The 14,255-nt window shown below is 51.0% G+C and carries 11 protein-coding genes and 1 pseudogene; 2 read left to right on the plus strand and 10 right to left on the minus strand.

Annotation, left to right across the window (positions count from 1 at the left end):
- Positions 1–22: 22 nt before the first annotated feature.
- From L855_RS22610 to L855_RS00540, 5 genes are all read right to left on the minus strand, one after another.
- Complete coding sequence (locus tag L855_RS22610; RefSeq protein WP_425500539.1) at positions 23–145, minus strand: hypothetical protein; 123 nt, start codon at positions 143–145, stop codon at positions 23–25.
- Positions 93–2,225: a histidine kinase dimerization/phospho-acceptor domain-containing protein gene (locus L855_RS00525; RefSeq protein WP_159783151.1), complete on the minus strand. Its 2,133-nt coding sequence runs from the start codon at positions 2,223–2,225 to the stop codon at positions 93–95. The genes L855_RS22610 and L855_RS00525 overlap by 53 nt, the downstream gene beginning before the upstream one ends.
- A 377-nt stretch (positions 2,226–2,602) precedes the next feature.
- Positions 2,603–4,828, minus strand: a complete 2,226-nt coding sequence (locus L855_RS00530; protein ID WP_159783153.1) for a GAF domain-containing sensor histidine kinase — start codon at positions 4,826–4,828, stop codon at positions 2,603–2,605.
- Between the two features lie 92 nt (positions 4,829–4,920).
- The gene (locus tag L855_RS00535) at positions 4,921–7,641 is read right to left on the minus strand and encodes a GAF domain-containing protein (protein ID WP_159783155.1); all 2,721 of its coding nucleotides are present in this window, start codon (positions 7,639–7,641) and stop codon (positions 4,921–4,923) included.
- 485 nt (positions 7,642–8,126) lie between these two features.
- Positions 8,127–8,339 carry a hypothetical protein gene (locus L855_RS00540; protein ID WP_159783157.1) on the minus strand — a complete coding sequence of 71 codons (213 nt, stop codon included), beginning with the start codon at positions 8,337–8,339 and terminating at the stop codon, positions 8,127–8,129.
- Positions 8,340–8,401: 62 nt separating this feature from the next.
- Here L855_RS00540 and L855_RS00545 point away from each other — a divergent pair, with 62 nt between their 5' ends.
- Positions 8,402–8,902, plus strand: coding sequence for an SH3 domain-containing protein (locus tag L855_RS00545; protein ID WP_159783159.1), 501 nt, complete (start codon positions 8,402–8,404; stop codon positions 8,900–8,902).
- Here the strand turns inward: L855_RS00545 and L855_RS00550 are convergent.
- From L855_RS00550 to L855_RS22620, 3 genes and pseudogenes are all read right to left on the minus strand, one after another.
- Positions 8,899–9,900, minus strand: a complete 1,002-nt coding sequence (locus L855_RS00550) for a glycosyltransferase family 4 protein (RefSeq protein WP_425500540.1) — start codon at positions 9,898–9,900, stop codon at positions 8,899–8,901. The two genes, L855_RS00545 and L855_RS00550, sit on opposite strands and share 4 nt — an antisense overlap.
- Positions 9,884–10,081 carry a hypothetical protein gene (locus tag L855_RS22615; RefSeq protein ID WP_425500614.1) on the minus strand — a complete coding sequence of 66 codons (198 nt, stop codon included), beginning with the start codon at positions 10,079–10,081 and terminating at the stop codon, positions 9,884–9,886. The genes L855_RS00550 and L855_RS22615 overlap by 17 nt, the downstream gene beginning before the upstream one ends.
- Positions 10,026–10,271: pseudogene (locus L855_RS22620) on the minus strand (glycosyltransferase WbuB); the annotation flags it as partial. The gene L855_RS22615 and the pseudogene L855_RS22620, both read right to left, overlap by 56 nt.
- A gap of 233 nt (positions 10,272–10,504) precedes the next feature.
- Here L855_RS22620 and L855_RS00555 point away from each other — a divergent pair.
- A complete protein-coding gene (locus tag L855_RS00555) occupies positions 10,505–11,089 on the plus strand; it encodes a diheme cytochrome C (RefSeq protein WP_159783161.1) in 585 nt (194 codons plus the stop codon).
- A gap of 229 nt (positions 11,090–11,318) precedes the next feature.
- On the opposite strand, the gene L855_RS00560 is transcribed toward L855_RS00555, so the two are convergent.
- A complete protein-coding gene (locus tag L855_RS00560; protein WP_159783163.1) occupies positions 11,319–12,302 on the minus strand; it encodes a glycosyltransferase in 984 nt (327 codons plus the stop codon).
- 66 nt (positions 12,303–12,368) lie between these two features.
- Positions 12,369–14,186 (minus strand): ABC transporter ATP-binding protein, encoded by a 1,818-nt coding sequence (locus tag L855_RS00565; RefSeq protein WP_159783165.1) that lies wholly within the window; start codon positions 14,184–14,186, stop codon positions 12,369–12,371.
- Positions 14,187–14,255: the final 69 nt, after the last annotated feature.

The following is a 14,255-nucleotide window of genomic DNA, read 5'->3' on the forward strand; positions in this document are numbered from 1 at the left end:
CCCAGCTTCGAGCTTGGAGAAGTCAAGGATATCGTTGATGAGAGTTAACAGATGTTGAGAGTTCCATTTCCCCAGCTTCGAGCTTGGAGAAGTCAAGGATATCGTTGATGAGAGTTAACAGATGTTGGGCACTGCGGGAAATCATCGAGACATAATCTCGCTGCTGTCGGTTCAACTGGGTTCGACTCAAGAGACTGAGCACTGCGGGAAATCATCGAGACATAATCTCGCTGCTGTCGGTTCAACTGGGTTCGACTCAAGAGACTGGTCATCCCCATGACGCCGTTCATAGGGGTGCGAATTTCATGACTCATGTTGGCCAAGAACTCGGCTTTAAACTGGGCCGCTCGTTCTGCTTCTAAGCGAGCGTTGACCAAATCATCAATGCGATCAGTTACCGTAATAATCCCCCCAATCGCCCCCTCGCTGTCATACCAGGGGTGAATGGCCGATCGCAGATAGACCGTTTGCCCGTCTTCGCGCTGCCACACCACTTCCGGCTCGCTAATCACTTGGCCCCGTAATGCCTCTTCGTGGGCCTGGCGGCGATCGCTAGGCAAATCCGTTAACACCTCATAGAGAGACTTGTCCAAGAGGTTAAGACCTTGGAGATGATAGTCACTGAGCCACTTTTCGCTGTAGGCCACATAGCGCATCTCCCGATCAAACATCGCCATGGCCACGGGAGCGTTGGTCACTACTTGTCGCAACTGCTGTTGTTCCCGTTCCAGAGAAATCACCGCCCGCTGGGTTTCTGCATGGAGATGAGCCTGAGTCAGAGCAATGGACAGTTGAGCCACCACTCGCTGCATTAAGTCCTCTTCACTTTGACTAATGGGGATGGGCAAGCCATGATGGCACAACAGATACCCCGGAGTTCCCAAGCGATTGATGACGGGGAAGGCGGAGTAATGGCCCTGATGGAGCGTCATGGACTCCCCTTGAGGTTGGCGAATTAGGGTTAGGGTTTCTCCATTGCGCAGTTGGCTGTCGAGATCTTTGTCGGGATTCGTGGACTCAAACTGGCTACTGTCGGCAAATAGACAACTGTCTTGGGGATGGCGGTAGACGAGATGGAGGGATTGCTCAGCGCGGTTATACCAGGCAAAGGCGATCGCATCAAAGACCAGTAAGTCGGTGAGTTCTTCTAGGGTTGGGGGTAAGGTTTTATCGAGATCGAGGGAGGTATGTAGGCGGCTGGTGAGTCCATTGAGGAGGGCTTCCCGTTCTGCTCGGGCCCGGGACTGTTCCCCATAATTGATTTGTCGTCCTGCGAGAATGGTCGCAATGGCGAGGATAACCCCGAGAACACCTGCGAGGAGATTCAGGGATTCGAGTTGCTTCTCAATATTCTCTTGGGGAATGATTAAAACAACAGTCCAGTTGAGAGACTCAATACGATGGTGGGCGAAATAGATAGGTTGACCATTCAGGATTCCCTGTTGCAAGACATCGGGATTGAGATCCGGCATCAGCAATGAGGCAAAGTCCTGGTCAATTTCAGGGGATTGGAGTTCTAGGGATTCGGGAAGATTCTCATCGAAGCCTAGATTCCTAACTGGGTTATTCTCCGAGTCAAAGGCGATCGCATAACTGTTATCCCCATAGTTAATGCGATTCAAGGTGAGGATGAACTGCTCAACACTAATCCCACCGATTAGGGCCCCCTCTGGGGGGAGTTGTGGGTTATTTGCATCACTCCCAAGAGGGGCAGCAAAGCCAATCAGAGGTTCACCAATGGCTCGACCGACAATGGGATTGCTAAAGGTGATACGGCTTTCCTTCATGGCGGTCTGGAAGTGAGGGCGGTCATCCATCAGACCGGTTTGTTCTTGATGATTGCGAAATTCCCCCTCAGGATTGGCAATGGCCAGGCTAATGAAGCTTTCGAGCCGTTCGACTTCCCCAGCTAAGTAAGGTTGAATTTGCTCCCAATCTCCTGAACGCAGGGTGGGACTGTTGGCTAGGGTTTCTAGGTAGAGCTTCTTGTTCTGAAACCAATCGTCGAGTTCCTGACCCCCTTCGCGAACTTCGTTGATGGCTCCCTGACTGATGTTCTTGAGCAGTAACTCACGCACCAGTTGGTAACTCACCCAAGCCGTCAGACTGACACCAATGGCAAGACTGCCAAAAATCCCATATACCAGCAGGTTACGGGGGCGCCACCCCGACTGATGTCGTTGCCGCCAACGCCGCCAGATTTTTTGAGGTTGTAGATAATTCATAAGGAGAGGGTCGGACAAATGAGGCAAGGTCATGAGGCTCTGGATGAGGGGGGTAAGGAGACAGCGTGCTAGAGGACTTGTCTCGTGGTTTACAACCCCAGCAGTGGAGTGACCAATTCCGAACGCCTCATGCAGTTGAATGGGTCAACCCTGAGGGCCTGATAAGATCTGAGGTCAGATCTTTGCAGATGAAGGTTGAGCCTTGCTCAAGTTTAATATTTTTTTTAGATTTCAGTATAGATTCTAACAGAGATGACAAAGATCGACAATTGAGAGGCTTGAGTAAGCGAGGCTAAGATTGCCATCAATCTCTCTCTGGGCAATAATTTCGCACGTCAAGCTCCTCAAATCTAAAGGCAAAAATGAGCGCCAAGGAACTACGCCTTGATGATGTCGTCATCCTCACCATTGATAGGAATTTCAATAATAAATTCAGTTCCAACCCCCGGTTTTGACTTAACACTTAAGTCTCCTCCGTGATTTTCAACAATAATCTGGTAACTCACTGAAAGTCCTAAGCCGGTTCCTTTGCCAGGGGATTTTGTTGTAAAGAAGGGGTCAAAAATTCGCCGACGGATTGGCTCTGCAATTCCTGCGCCGTTGTCAGCAATGCGAATCGCAATACTCTCATCATTAAGTTGCTGGGTTAAAATTGCAATCGCAGGTTTTCGAGTGTTTAATTGTAGTTCATTTTTTGGATCGTTTAAAGCATCCAAGGAGTTATTTATAAGATTCATAAAGACTTGATTTAGCTCTGCTGGATAGCAGGTGACTTTAGGAAGTTTTTTGAACTTCTTGATAATTTTTATTTCTTGTCCTACAGTGGTTTTGAAGCGGTGTTTAAGGAGCCAGAGGACACTTTCGAGTCCTTCATGAATGTCAACGGTTTTGCGCTGTGCCTCATCTAAGCGGGAAAATATCCGTAACGACTGGACAATTTTGCGGATGCGGTCTGTTCCGGTCTTCATGGAGTTGATCAGATTTGGCAAGTCTTCCAGGATGAAGGGAAGATCGATGTCTTCAATTCGCTCTGCGATCGCATCTGAGTCCCGTGTTTCATCCTGTTGATAGAGGTCAATCAACCCCATGAGGTCTTGGGTATAGTCACGAACATAGCTAAGATTGCCATAAATGAAATTCACGGGATTGTTAATTTCATGGGCGACCCCAGCCACTAATTGCCCTAATCCCGCCATCTTTTCACTGTGAATCAGTTGGGTTTGGGTTTTCTGTAAGTCTTGTAACGTTTGAGCCAAACGTCGTGCTTGCATCCGGGTTTGTTCGAGGAGTTCAGCTTGTTGAAGGGCGACCCCTAAATGTTCACTAATCTGGGCTAACAAATCAATATCAGAGGCTTCCCAGACCCGAGGTTGAGCATTATGATAGGCGGCCAGGAGTCCCCAAAGTTGGTTACTTTGATAAATAGGGACGATGGCATAGGCTTGGCATTGGTAGAGGTGTAACACCTCCTGATAGGCAGGAGTAAAATGGCTCGATTTGACGTTTTCTACGGTAAAAATCCGGCGATATGGCAATTTTTCGGGATTTGAACTGCGTTTATTGCCTTGTTGTCCCTCAATAAGCTCTTGCATTTGGGGACATAAGGCCAGATTCGTTTGCAGTTGAGGCGTTGTGGTTTGTACTTCGAGTAAATGGACCCAACCGGGACCGACGGATTCGGCGACAAATTGTCCAGTCCAGTCGGGATTGAAGTAATAAACGGCGACGCGATCGACATCGAGCAATTGGCGCACTTCATGGGTGGTGGTACTGAAGATGGTATCAATATCGAGCGATCGCCGAATCTTTTCGACAGTGACGGCCAGGGTTTTCTCCCGTCGGGTGGCTTTGGCGAGTTTGCGGGCCTGCTCTTGAGTCCGCTGGAACAGTTCGGCTTGTTTGAGGGCCACGCTGAGGTTCACACTGACGCGATCGAGTAGTTCGATATCATCTAGGTTCCAGGCCGGTTGATCTGGGTTGTGGCTCGCACAGAGTAGCCCCCAAAGAACCTCCCCCTGCAAAATAGGCACGATCGCCGAGTCAGGGGAGCCATGTTCTTCGAGAATTTGGGCTGGGGATTTTCCTTGGTCGGATAAGGGAATTGTTCCCGGATTTTCGGCAATATCCTTGTAAACAGGATTGGGTTGGTGATGTCCATTGTCTGGCTCTAACACCGGGTTGATGGCACTCGGCCGAGACGTCGCACCGCGGCCGAGCAAAATATGTCGGGAATAGCTCTGGGACGGGGTGGGGATGGACTTGAGGATGGGGGGATGGCCCGATTCAACGGATTCGGCGACGAACTCACCGCTAAAGTCAGGATAGAAGCGATAAATGGCAATTCGGTGCGCACCGAGTAACTGACGCAACTCCTGGGTGGTGCTATCAAAGATTTCTTGCAGTTCTAGGGACTCACGAATCCGAGCAATGGCATTAGCCAGGGCGTTCTGTCGTTCAATTTGCAGACGAGCCTGAGCCAGCGCCGCCGAGTCCTCTGGGGCAGCGCTGGTTTGGCTGAGGTCTAAAATTTGCTTGAGGCGCTCAAATGCTGCATTATCCTGGCAACACGATCGCACTTCATCCCATTGATCGAGATTCAACATGGAACGTTTGGGGTCGCTTACAACGGTGGCAAGCGTATCTTGACCTAAGGTTAGGACAGGGTCGCCTGGGAGATTAGCCCAAGCAGACTCGCCTATATCTTAGCGGTCGCCGTAGAACTTTCGTTGTGTTGTTGATGACGAGTGGAGGATTGGTCAATGGGAATCTCTAGGCGAAACTCCGTACCCACCCCCAATTCTGAACGACATTGAAAGGAGCCGTGATGTTTCTCGGTGATAATCTGATAGCTAATGGATAGCCCTAGGCCCGTCCCAATGCCCACGGGTTTCGTGGTGAAAAAGGGGTCAAACACCTGCGATCGCAGCTCCTCAGGAATCCCACAGCCGTTATCAGAAATTGTAACCGCAACCCGGTTCTGACCCAGCTGTTCCGTCTGAATGCGGACGGTGCGCTCGGCTTTGTCCGCGTCAAAGGGATCGAGGGCATCAATGGCGTTACTAATCAGATTCATAAACACCTGATTGAGTTGACCGGCATAACATTCTACCAGAGGTAAGTCGGCATAGTGTTTGATCACCTTGACGGCGGCGCGATCGGCTTTGGCTTTGAGGCGATGGTGCAAGATGGTTAAAGTTCCCTCAATCCCGTCATGGAGATTCACCGGCTTCAACTCCGATTGATCCAACCGCGAGAAGTTCCGCAGGGACAAGACAATCTGGCGAATCCGCTCGGCGCCGAGTTTCATCGAGCCTAGCATTCGGGGTAGATCCTCTAGAAGAAAATCCAGGTCAATTTCTTCGATATGCTCGCAAATGTCATCGAGGGGTTGGGGATAATGCTCTTGATACAAATGGAGCAAGTCCAGTAAATCTTGGGTGTACTCGGTGGTGTGAACCAGGTTGCCATAAATAAAGTTGACCGGGTTATTGATTTCATGAGCTACCCCAGCCACCAACTGTCCCAGACTGGACATTTTCTCGCTTTGAATCAGTTGGGTTTGAGTTTGGGTGAGTTCTTGCAGGGCTAACTCCAATTGTTCGGCTTTGGCGTTGGCGGTGCGTGTGGCCCGTTGGCTTTGGGCGAACAGTTCGGCTTGGGAGATGGCAATGGAGGCGTGACGGGCCAGTTGTTCAACTTGCTCAATCTCGCGATCGCCCCATTCACGGGGTTTCTCACATTGATGGGCAATAATTAACCCCCAGAGGTGGCGATCGCAGTGAATGGGAACAATCAGATTGGCGCGAATCTGTAAACTCTCTAGAAATTCTTGATGACAGGGGGTTAACTCTGCCGTTTCCACATCGTTCATAACGCGGGCCCGGCCACTCTGGCCATATTTCTCTTCTAAATGCTCTGGGAAACAACCCGGGGGAGTCTCAATGCCCCAGGCGGAGCGCCAGTCTCCCCGAATATCCTCAACGGTAATCCGGCCGTCACCGCCCTCAAAAATCTGATAAACGACGGTGCGATCGGCTTCGAGTAGACTACGAACTTGCCGGACTACGGTTTGCAAGATTTCATCTAAGTCCAAACTGCTGCGAATCTGATCCGCTACGGCGGCCATGGCTTGGCTCAGATGCAAGGACTGTTCGAGCTGGCGGGTGCGCTCTTGAACTTGGCGCTCTAAGGTCGCATTCAGGGTATTCACCTCACGATAGAGGAGATATTGCTGAATGGCCGAGGCAAACCGCTCACTTAACTCCCGCGCGAGTTGTTGATCAGTGTCGCTCCAAGGATGAGACTGTCCCCGTTTGAGTTGTTTCCAAGCCTCAAAGGATTGACGGGGGCGTTCTTGCTGTTGGTTCGGGTCAAATTCCCCGGCCCAATGGATTTCCAGGTCAATTTCTCGGCGAAACACCATCAGGTAGCCCAAAAACTGCTGTCGGTGGTGCAGGGGTAAGGCTAACAAGCCCCTCAATCCTGTCTGGGCAAAGGCCCTCCCCAGGGGACTTAGTTGGAGAATCTCGGCCACATTATCGGTTTCTAAAAGGGGATAGAGGCTCTCTGGGGTCGGTGAAGCCTGCCACCAAGCGTTTACAGCCTCTTCTAAGGACAATCCAGCCGGATACTCCTTCCAAAGAGGCTGTTGACCGCGACATAAACGCAGGGGAGAATCTCGCTCAATGTAGAGTTGTCCCCCATCTCCTCCGAGAACATCGATGGCAGCATCAATGGCACTGGTAAATTCGATGGTGGGTTGGGCGTGCAGTAGGCTGACAATCCGGTTAATTGCGGCTTCGCGTTGTTGCTGCTGATGCGCTTCGGTCAGGAGAGCAGATTGCGAGATGGCGATGGACACCTGATCAACAACGGACTGAATCAGTTGGAGGGTCGGCAGGTCATAATGGCGGGGGTCAGAATGATGGGATGCCAGTAATCCCCAAAGCTTATCGTTATGAAGAATCGGCAAACAGAGGGATGAGTCCACACCCATGGCGTTGAGATACTCGGCATGACAGGAGTCGAGTTTTTGGTAATGTCGGGGTAAAAAGCCCTCGTCAGCCGGACTGATGCCGATGGAGCGATCTCGTACGCTGACAATGCTGCGAACCCGTTGCTTGATAAATCGCTTGCGAGCTTCAGGAGGAATATCGTCAGCCGGAAAGGTTAGCCCTAACAGTGAGGGAAGACGCTCCTCTTCAACCGCCTCAGCAATGACCGTTCCGCTGTCGTCGGGATTAAACCGATAAATTTTGACCCGATCCACTCCCAGGACTACGCGGGTTTCTGCGGCTGTTGCATCCAGGATCTCTTGAAGATCCAGAGAGTTGCGGATTCGCTGTGTGATCCGTTGCAGTAAGACCTCGCGATCAAGACGCTGTTTGAGATCTTCTGTTGTCTGTTCTAAAGTCATAGGGTTGAACGGGTCGCTCTTTCTTCTTAAGGGGTTAGGCTGGATAGCCAATTTTCTTGACGCTGGCTAGGAGGGAGTAAGCAGATGACACAACGATAGGGCCACACCTGGATGTTAATCTGAAGGCTAAAAAGTTAACACTGCTCTCTATTATAAATAAAGTCTTGGGCGATGATCCCGAGGTTCTTAAATCTTGATTCTTATGCTGATAATGTTATCAAGACTTAGGGGCGTTTGGCGCAGGGGCTAACAGATTTGACGGCACGGGTCTAGGGGAGGGAGGTCAGAGGTTAAGTCGTCCCAGGGCAGCTAGGTGGAGCTTGGGGCATCTTATAATGATACTAGAACCGCTTTCATCACAGTGAGTTCCACAGACCCCCCTTTACCTACCAAAATCATGAAGTTTTTACAGGTTATGCCATCGTTACTCGGGTTTGTCCTCCTGGGTCTTCTGGGGGGCTGTGGTTTGGAGCCGACGACAACCCCTAACGGTGATCCCTCTCAAGCCGATTCCCCAACGACTGAACGCCCGGAGCCAACACCCACTCCCGCTGTTGGCTTAAATGGGACAGCAACGCCGACTCCAACGCCGACTCCTGCTCCAACGCCAGCCCCGACTCCAACGCCAACTCCTGCTCCAACGCCAACTCCTGCTCCAACGCCGACTCCTGCTCCAACGCCAGCCCCCACTCCAACACCAGCCCCCACTCCAGGAACTTCTCAAGCGGCTCAGGTGGAGGTGCTCCGTTGTAATACGACGATGGCTCGGGTGAATGATCCGACGGCTCCCCTGAACGTGCGATCGCAGCCTCAGGTAGCAGAGGGGAACATTGTCGGACAACTCGATGACCGAGTTTGGGTGACCATCACCGGGGAAGAGTCAGGCTGGTGGAGGATTTCTGATCCTGAACAGGGCTGGATTTCTAAAAATCTGACTGATAGTACTTGCACTGAACTGGTAGCGCAACTGGCGTTCCCGCCCAATGCCACGACGGTTCGCTTGAGCGATCGCATTGTGGGGGCCGGCTTCCATGAATATCGCCTGGAGGCGGTTGCCCAACAGACGATGACGATCACCGCTGTTAATGATAGTCCCCTCCCCTTTGTCCGCGCTCCCAATGGTCGAGAAATCACGGATGCGGCCTCAATGCAAGGACGGAGGAGTTGGACGGGGCAGCTCCCGAGCAGTGGCGAGTATATTCTAGAGTACAACTCCAATTTCCAGGGCTTTGCCTATGAAACCCTGATTGAGATTCGTTAAGCCTGCTCAATCACCTGTTGGAAGAGGGCTTCATAGCGATCGAGGGCTTCACTGAAGGCATAGTTATCTAGGGCATACTGTCGCCCCTGTTGGCCGAGTTGTGCCACCCGCTCGGGATCACTGTGCAATTGGCGGATGGCCTGGGCGATCGCATCGGGATCTTCTGGGGCCACCACCCAACCCCCACCACTTTGTTTGACGGCCCGGGCAGCGGTTCCCTGATCGGGAACGGAGGCTAAAATCGGCAGTCCACTGGCCAGTAATACCTGAATTTTAGAGGGCATATTAATCGCAATCACGGTTTTTTTCTGCATCACCATGCCCACATTGGCAGCGGAGAGCATTTCCGGGAGGCGTTCGCGAGGTTGAAAGGGTAACAGTTTGACATTGGTGGCACCAATTTCATCCCGGCGATCGCGCAGGGCACCTAAGGCCCGTTCTTCTCCGACAATCACCACAGCAATTTCGGGAACATCTAATAACAACGCGGCTGCTTGAATGAGGGTTTCTAAGCCTTGGGTGAGGGCAATGTTTCCCGAATAAAGGACTATGAATTTCCCCTCAAGTTCCTGTTCTCGCCGAAAGGAATTATCGTCTTTGGGCAAGGGACGAATAAAATCCGTATCCACCCAATTGGGAATCAGGGTAATTTTATCGGGACTCACCCCTTTATTGATTAAGTTCTCTACAAAGCCATCAGAAATGGCGGCAATTTGATTGGCGTAGCGATAGGAGAAACGTTCTAAGGATTCAAAAACACGAATGAGGGATTTGTTGGTCAACAGTCCGGCTACGACAGCCGCTTCCGGCAGCACATCTTGTAAGTTCAAGACGACGGGACAGCGTTGCAACCATTTAAAGACTGTGGCAGGAACTGATGCCGGTAGAGGGGGAACGGTGAGTAAAATAACATCCGGGCGGCTGCCATTAACCGCTTGGATAAAACTGGTTCCCACAAAACTGGTTTCGAGGAGGATGCGATCACGGGCGGCTGCCATTAACCGCTTGGATAAAACTGGTTCCCACAAAACTGGTTTCGAGGAGGATGCGATCGACGAGTCCCGGTTTAGGACGTACCCAGACGAAACAACGCTGAATTTTAACGCCATTGCGTTCCTCAGTGAACGAGTCCCGGTTTAGGACGTACCCAGACGAAACAACGCTGAATTTTAACGCCATTGCGTTCCTCAGTGATGTAAAGTTTGCCCCGATAGCCCTCATAGATTTGCCGTTGGGGGTAGTTGGGCATTCCTGTAACCACCCGCACTTGATGTCCCCGTTGCACGAGTCCTTCGGCGAGTTCTGTCATCAGTGGCGCAATGCCAATCGGTTCAGGATGATAGTTATAAGCGTAGATGAGAATATCCATTCAAATAGGCTCGTGAAACAGTCCCAGGGCCGGCGCTCTCTCCTTGTGTCAACTGCATCATACATCAGTTTTTTGGCCAATTTTGGGCAAATTCAGTCCTTTGACAAAAGGCGTAATTTTTGATATAATCACGTCCTAAAACTCCAAGAGTACCGTTGCCCATTATCCCCAGCACAGGGCAACCGGATTGGGGCACGAGTTCACCGTAACCTATCAATCGGAATCAATACACGATGTCGGATCCTCGCCATCCCGTTCGGCCCAAGCCACGGATCTCCCCCTTAGCGAAAACCCAACAGCGGCGACGTCCGTCTGCCCTGATCTGGGGCCTGCTGGTGCTGTTATGGTCTGTCGGCTTAGGTTGGGGTCTGGCAGACGTGGGGCGATCGCAGACTCAGGATCTTTGGCAGGCCCCTCAGATCGGCACCGTCGATCCTATCCCCGAGCGTTACCAAACGGGACAAGCCCTCTATCTCGAAGCCTGTGCCTCCTGTCATATCGGGGTGCCACCCGCCGTGTTCCCCACCGAAACCTGGCGCGCTCTACTCTTAGATGAAAACCACTATGGGCAACGGATTGAGGTCTTACCGTCCCCTCAGATTCATATTGTCTGGGACTATCTACAAACCTTTTCTCGTCCCAAAACCGCCGCAACTGAGTCAGCTCCCTTTCGGTTCCGCTCCTCCCGTCCCTTTGCTGCCCTACATCCCGATGTAGACTTGCCTCGTCCTGTGGATCTAAACAGTTGTAGCACCTGTCATCCCCAGGTTGATCGCTTTGATTTTCGCCGTCTTGCACAGGACTCGACGGGCGAATAATAGTCCTCAAAAAAAGCCCCACCTGATTATCAGGTGGGGCATTAGGAACCTTTAGGATAGAGCCGAGCAAGTACACCCGGGGAAGCACATCCAACCAGTGAAAACAGTGTCCCCAAGCGTTTCACGTCGTCTTGTTGTCTACCATAACCAGCAAAAGTCACAGGGAAATGACAATGTTATGACATTTTCTGTCATGTCCTAATAACACCCCTGATCTGAGCACTCCAACTCAGACCTCAAAGCGGATATGAAACAGTAACGCCTCAATATCAAATGGCTTGGGTTGCTGCTTCAGCAGGGAAATTACCCAAGTCCGAGGAAAAACCACCGCGATCGTGGCTCGTAAAAGCACCTTCCAAATGACACGCCGCCGCCAAAGACTAAGGTCATACCAAAGCGCAAGCGCCAAAAAGCGGAATGCTGCCCTGGCCCGTTGTCGTTGCGGGGTTAAATCGAGGGCTTTATAGGTTAAATACTTATAGCGGTGACCGCGACAGAGTTGAGATAACCCCTGTAACTCTGGGGGAGCCTGGGCAAAAATTCGCTCCATCACTTGCACACTGGAGGCTTCCATCTTCGCTAAATTAAACGAGGAGGACGTGGTGAGCGTTCGATAGAGAATGTGCACCTGTGGCACAACAACAAACTCATACCGAGCCGCTAAGCGTACCCAGAGGTCCCAATCTTCCGCCGGGGTGAGATGGGGAGCAAACCCGCCAACCTCATCAAAGGCCGCCTTACGAATCAAAACATTGGAACCACTACCGACAAAATCACTGATGATCAGCTTTTTGTAGACATCACCGGAAAAGGTTAAATGGGGACCGGCCCTAAAAAACTGGTTATTCTCGTCAATATGATCCGTCCAACTGTAGGCCACGGCAGCCTGAGGATGGGTTTGTAAAGCCTGCCATTGGGACTCTAGTTTATCGGGAGTCCATAAATCATCGGCATCAATAAATGAGAGATATTCGCCCTGAGCCAGAGCTGCACCGCGATTACGGCTTTCGCCTTGTCCAGCATTCTCAAACTGATGAATCCGAAGGCGATCGTCTTTGATGGTCTCAATCACAGAGACGGTGTCATCTGTTGAACCATCATCGATGACAATCAACTCAAACTCTTGAAAGGTTTGCCCTAAGACCGAATTGATCGTGTCAGTGATAGTTGAGACTCCATTATACACCGGGAGAATCACGGAAATTTGAACCATTGAGTCCTCACAAACGAGAGAAATGCCAAAGGAATATATCGAGGTAGAAGGCTGATTCCATTGAAGCTAACGATAGTTACGAGCCTGAGTTTCAAATAAGGTGGCATAGAGTCCTTGCATGGCAATCAACTCATCATGGGAGCCACTTTCTACAATACAGCCTTTGTCTAACACATAAATGCGGTCAGCCATTTTAACGGTTGACAGTCGGTGAGTAATGAGAACCGCTGATTGTCCCTCTAGGAGTTCTCGGAACTTTTTGAACACTTCATATTCTGCTTTAGGGTCTAAGGCAGAGGTGGGTTCATCTAACACAATCACTTGTGAATCACGGAGGAACGCCCGAGCAATGGACACTTTTTGCCATTGACCGATACTGAGTTCTTCTCCTGTTTCAAAGCGTTTACCCAGTAAGTTGTCATAAGCCAGGGGCAAGGTTTGAATGACTTCATCGGCTCCTGAACGCTGAGCCGCTTTGATAATCCGTTCATCATCGGAGGGACATTCAAGGTTCCCAAGCCAGATATTTTCCCGAGCGGTCAAGTGATATTTAGCATAGTCTTGGAAAATGACACTAATTTGCTGGCGCAGTTCCCGAACTTTCATCTCTCGCACATCAATTCCGTCAATCTCAACCCTGCCCTCTGTGGGGTCATAAAGACGACATAACAGTTTAATGAGGGTGGTTTTACCGGAGCCATTTTCTCCAACTAGGGCAATGACTTCACCGGGTTCGAGATGAAAGGAGGCGTTTTTGATCGCTTCTCGCTGACTGTTGGGGTAGTTGAAATAAACATTTTTGAAATAGACCCCTTGCTTCATGGGACGGGGAACGGGTTGAGGAGATTCTGGATCAACAATCCTCGGTTTAATATTGAGGAATTCAAACAGGTAGGAGAGATAGCGGTTATCATCATAAAGTCCGGCGACACCCTGAAGGACTTGCCAGAGGGCATCATAGGCTTTTCGGAAGGCTTGATTATAGAGCACTAAGTCGCCAACGGTAATGTTGCCTTGGACAGTTTGAAACGCAATATAGGCGTAGATGCCCCAGGTTGCGATCACGGCAATAATGGTCGTAAAAAAGTCAGCAGAGGCACGACGCAGGGCAATTTGCAGTCGTTCTTCCCGGAGTCGCCAGCGCAATTTTCGGAAGCGACGCGAAAACAATTCTCCGAGTTGAAAGAGCCGAATTTCTTTGGCGTAGTTTTCGCTGACCAGTAGGCTGTTATAGTAGGAGGCTTCTCGTTGGGTGGCGGTACGGCGTTGTAACCAGGCGTGAATTTCACGAACGAAGGCTAGGCGAACGAGAATCCGAGGAATGACGGGAATAACTAAGACTCCTCCAATGAGCCAGTTGAAGCTGAGTAGGGTGGCTCCCATGGTAGCTAGCTGAACTAGGTTGCTGCCAATTTGTTCGAGGCGATTCAGTAATTGTAAGGGGACACTATTGGCTTGGTTGCGGGCCCGTTCGAGGATGTCATAGTAGGCGGGATTTTCGTAATGCTCCAAATCGACGGCGATGGCTTTGTCGTGGATAATCTCGTAGAGGCGATCGGAGACAACTTGCTCCTGATATTGGTTGACCAGGCGACCGACGGACGTCAAAAGTGCGGCCGCCAGGTTCACCAGGCCCATGGCAATCACCAGAGGAGTAATGCGACGAAAGGCATCCTGGGGGTTATCGGCATCAAACCCCATGGTGATGGTATCCAGGAGCATCTTCATGATGTACAGCCGCGTGATGGGAATGCAGCTTTTGACGATGGTGATGCTGGTACGAGCTACGGTCCACCAGGGGCCACTCTTCCAGACAATCGCCATGGCCCGTCCCAGGTGTAGGACACGTTCGGATTCAAAATTTAGAAGTGCACGGGTACGCATGGTGGGGACGGGGGAAGTTCAGAAGGTTAGCTTGGGGAAGATAGCAATGAATCCAGGTTAAATCTTAAC

Origin of the sequence: Sodalinema gerasimenkoae IPPAS B-353, assembly GCF_009846485.1 — a bacterium.
GTDB lineage: Bacteria > Cyanobacteriota > Cyanobacteriia > Cyanobacteriales > Geitlerinemataceae > Sodalinema > Sodalinema gerasimenkoae.

Excerpts from the sequence above, each read along its gene's own strand:
- L855_RS22610 (WP_425500539.1), bottom strand. The coding sequence starts at position 145 with ATGATTTCCCGCAGTGCCCAACATCTGTTAACTCTCATCAACGATATC.
- L855_RS00525 (WP_159783151.1), bottom strand. The coding sequence starts at position 2,225 with ATGAATTATCTACAACCTCAAAAAATCTGGCGGCGTTGGCGGCAACGA.
- L855_RS00530 (WP_159783153.1), bottom strand. The coding sequence starts at position 4,828 with ATGTTGAATCTCGATCAATGGGATGAAGTGCGATCGTGTTGCCAGGAT.
- L855_RS00535 (WP_159783155.1), bottom strand. The coding sequence starts at position 7,641 with ATGACTTTAGAACAGACAACAGAAGATCTCAAACAGCGTCTTGATCGC.
- L855_RS00545 (WP_159783159.1), top strand. The coding sequence starts at position 8,402 with ATGGCTCGGGTGAATGATCCGACGGCTCCCCTGAACGTGCGATCGCAG.
- L855_RS00550 (WP_425500540.1), bottom strand. The coding sequence starts at position 9,900 with ATGGCAGCCGCCCGTGATCGCATCCTCCTCGAAACCAGTTTTGTGGGA.
- L855_RS22615 (WP_425500614.1), bottom strand. The coding sequence starts at position 10,081 with ATGGCGTTAAAATTCAGCGTTGTTTCGTCTGGGTACGTCCTAAACCGG.
- L855_RS00555 (WP_159783161.1), top strand. The coding sequence starts at position 10,505 with ATGTCGGATCCTCGCCATCCCGTTCGGCCCAAGCCACGGATCTCCCCC.
- L855_RS00560 (WP_159783163.1), bottom strand. The coding sequence starts at position 12,302 with ATGGTTCAAATTTCCGTGATTCTCCCGGTGTATAATGGAGTCTCAACT.
- L855_RS00565 (WP_159783165.1), bottom strand. The coding sequence starts at position 14,186 with ATGCGTACCCGTGCACTTCTAAATTTTGAATCCGAACGTGTCCTACAC.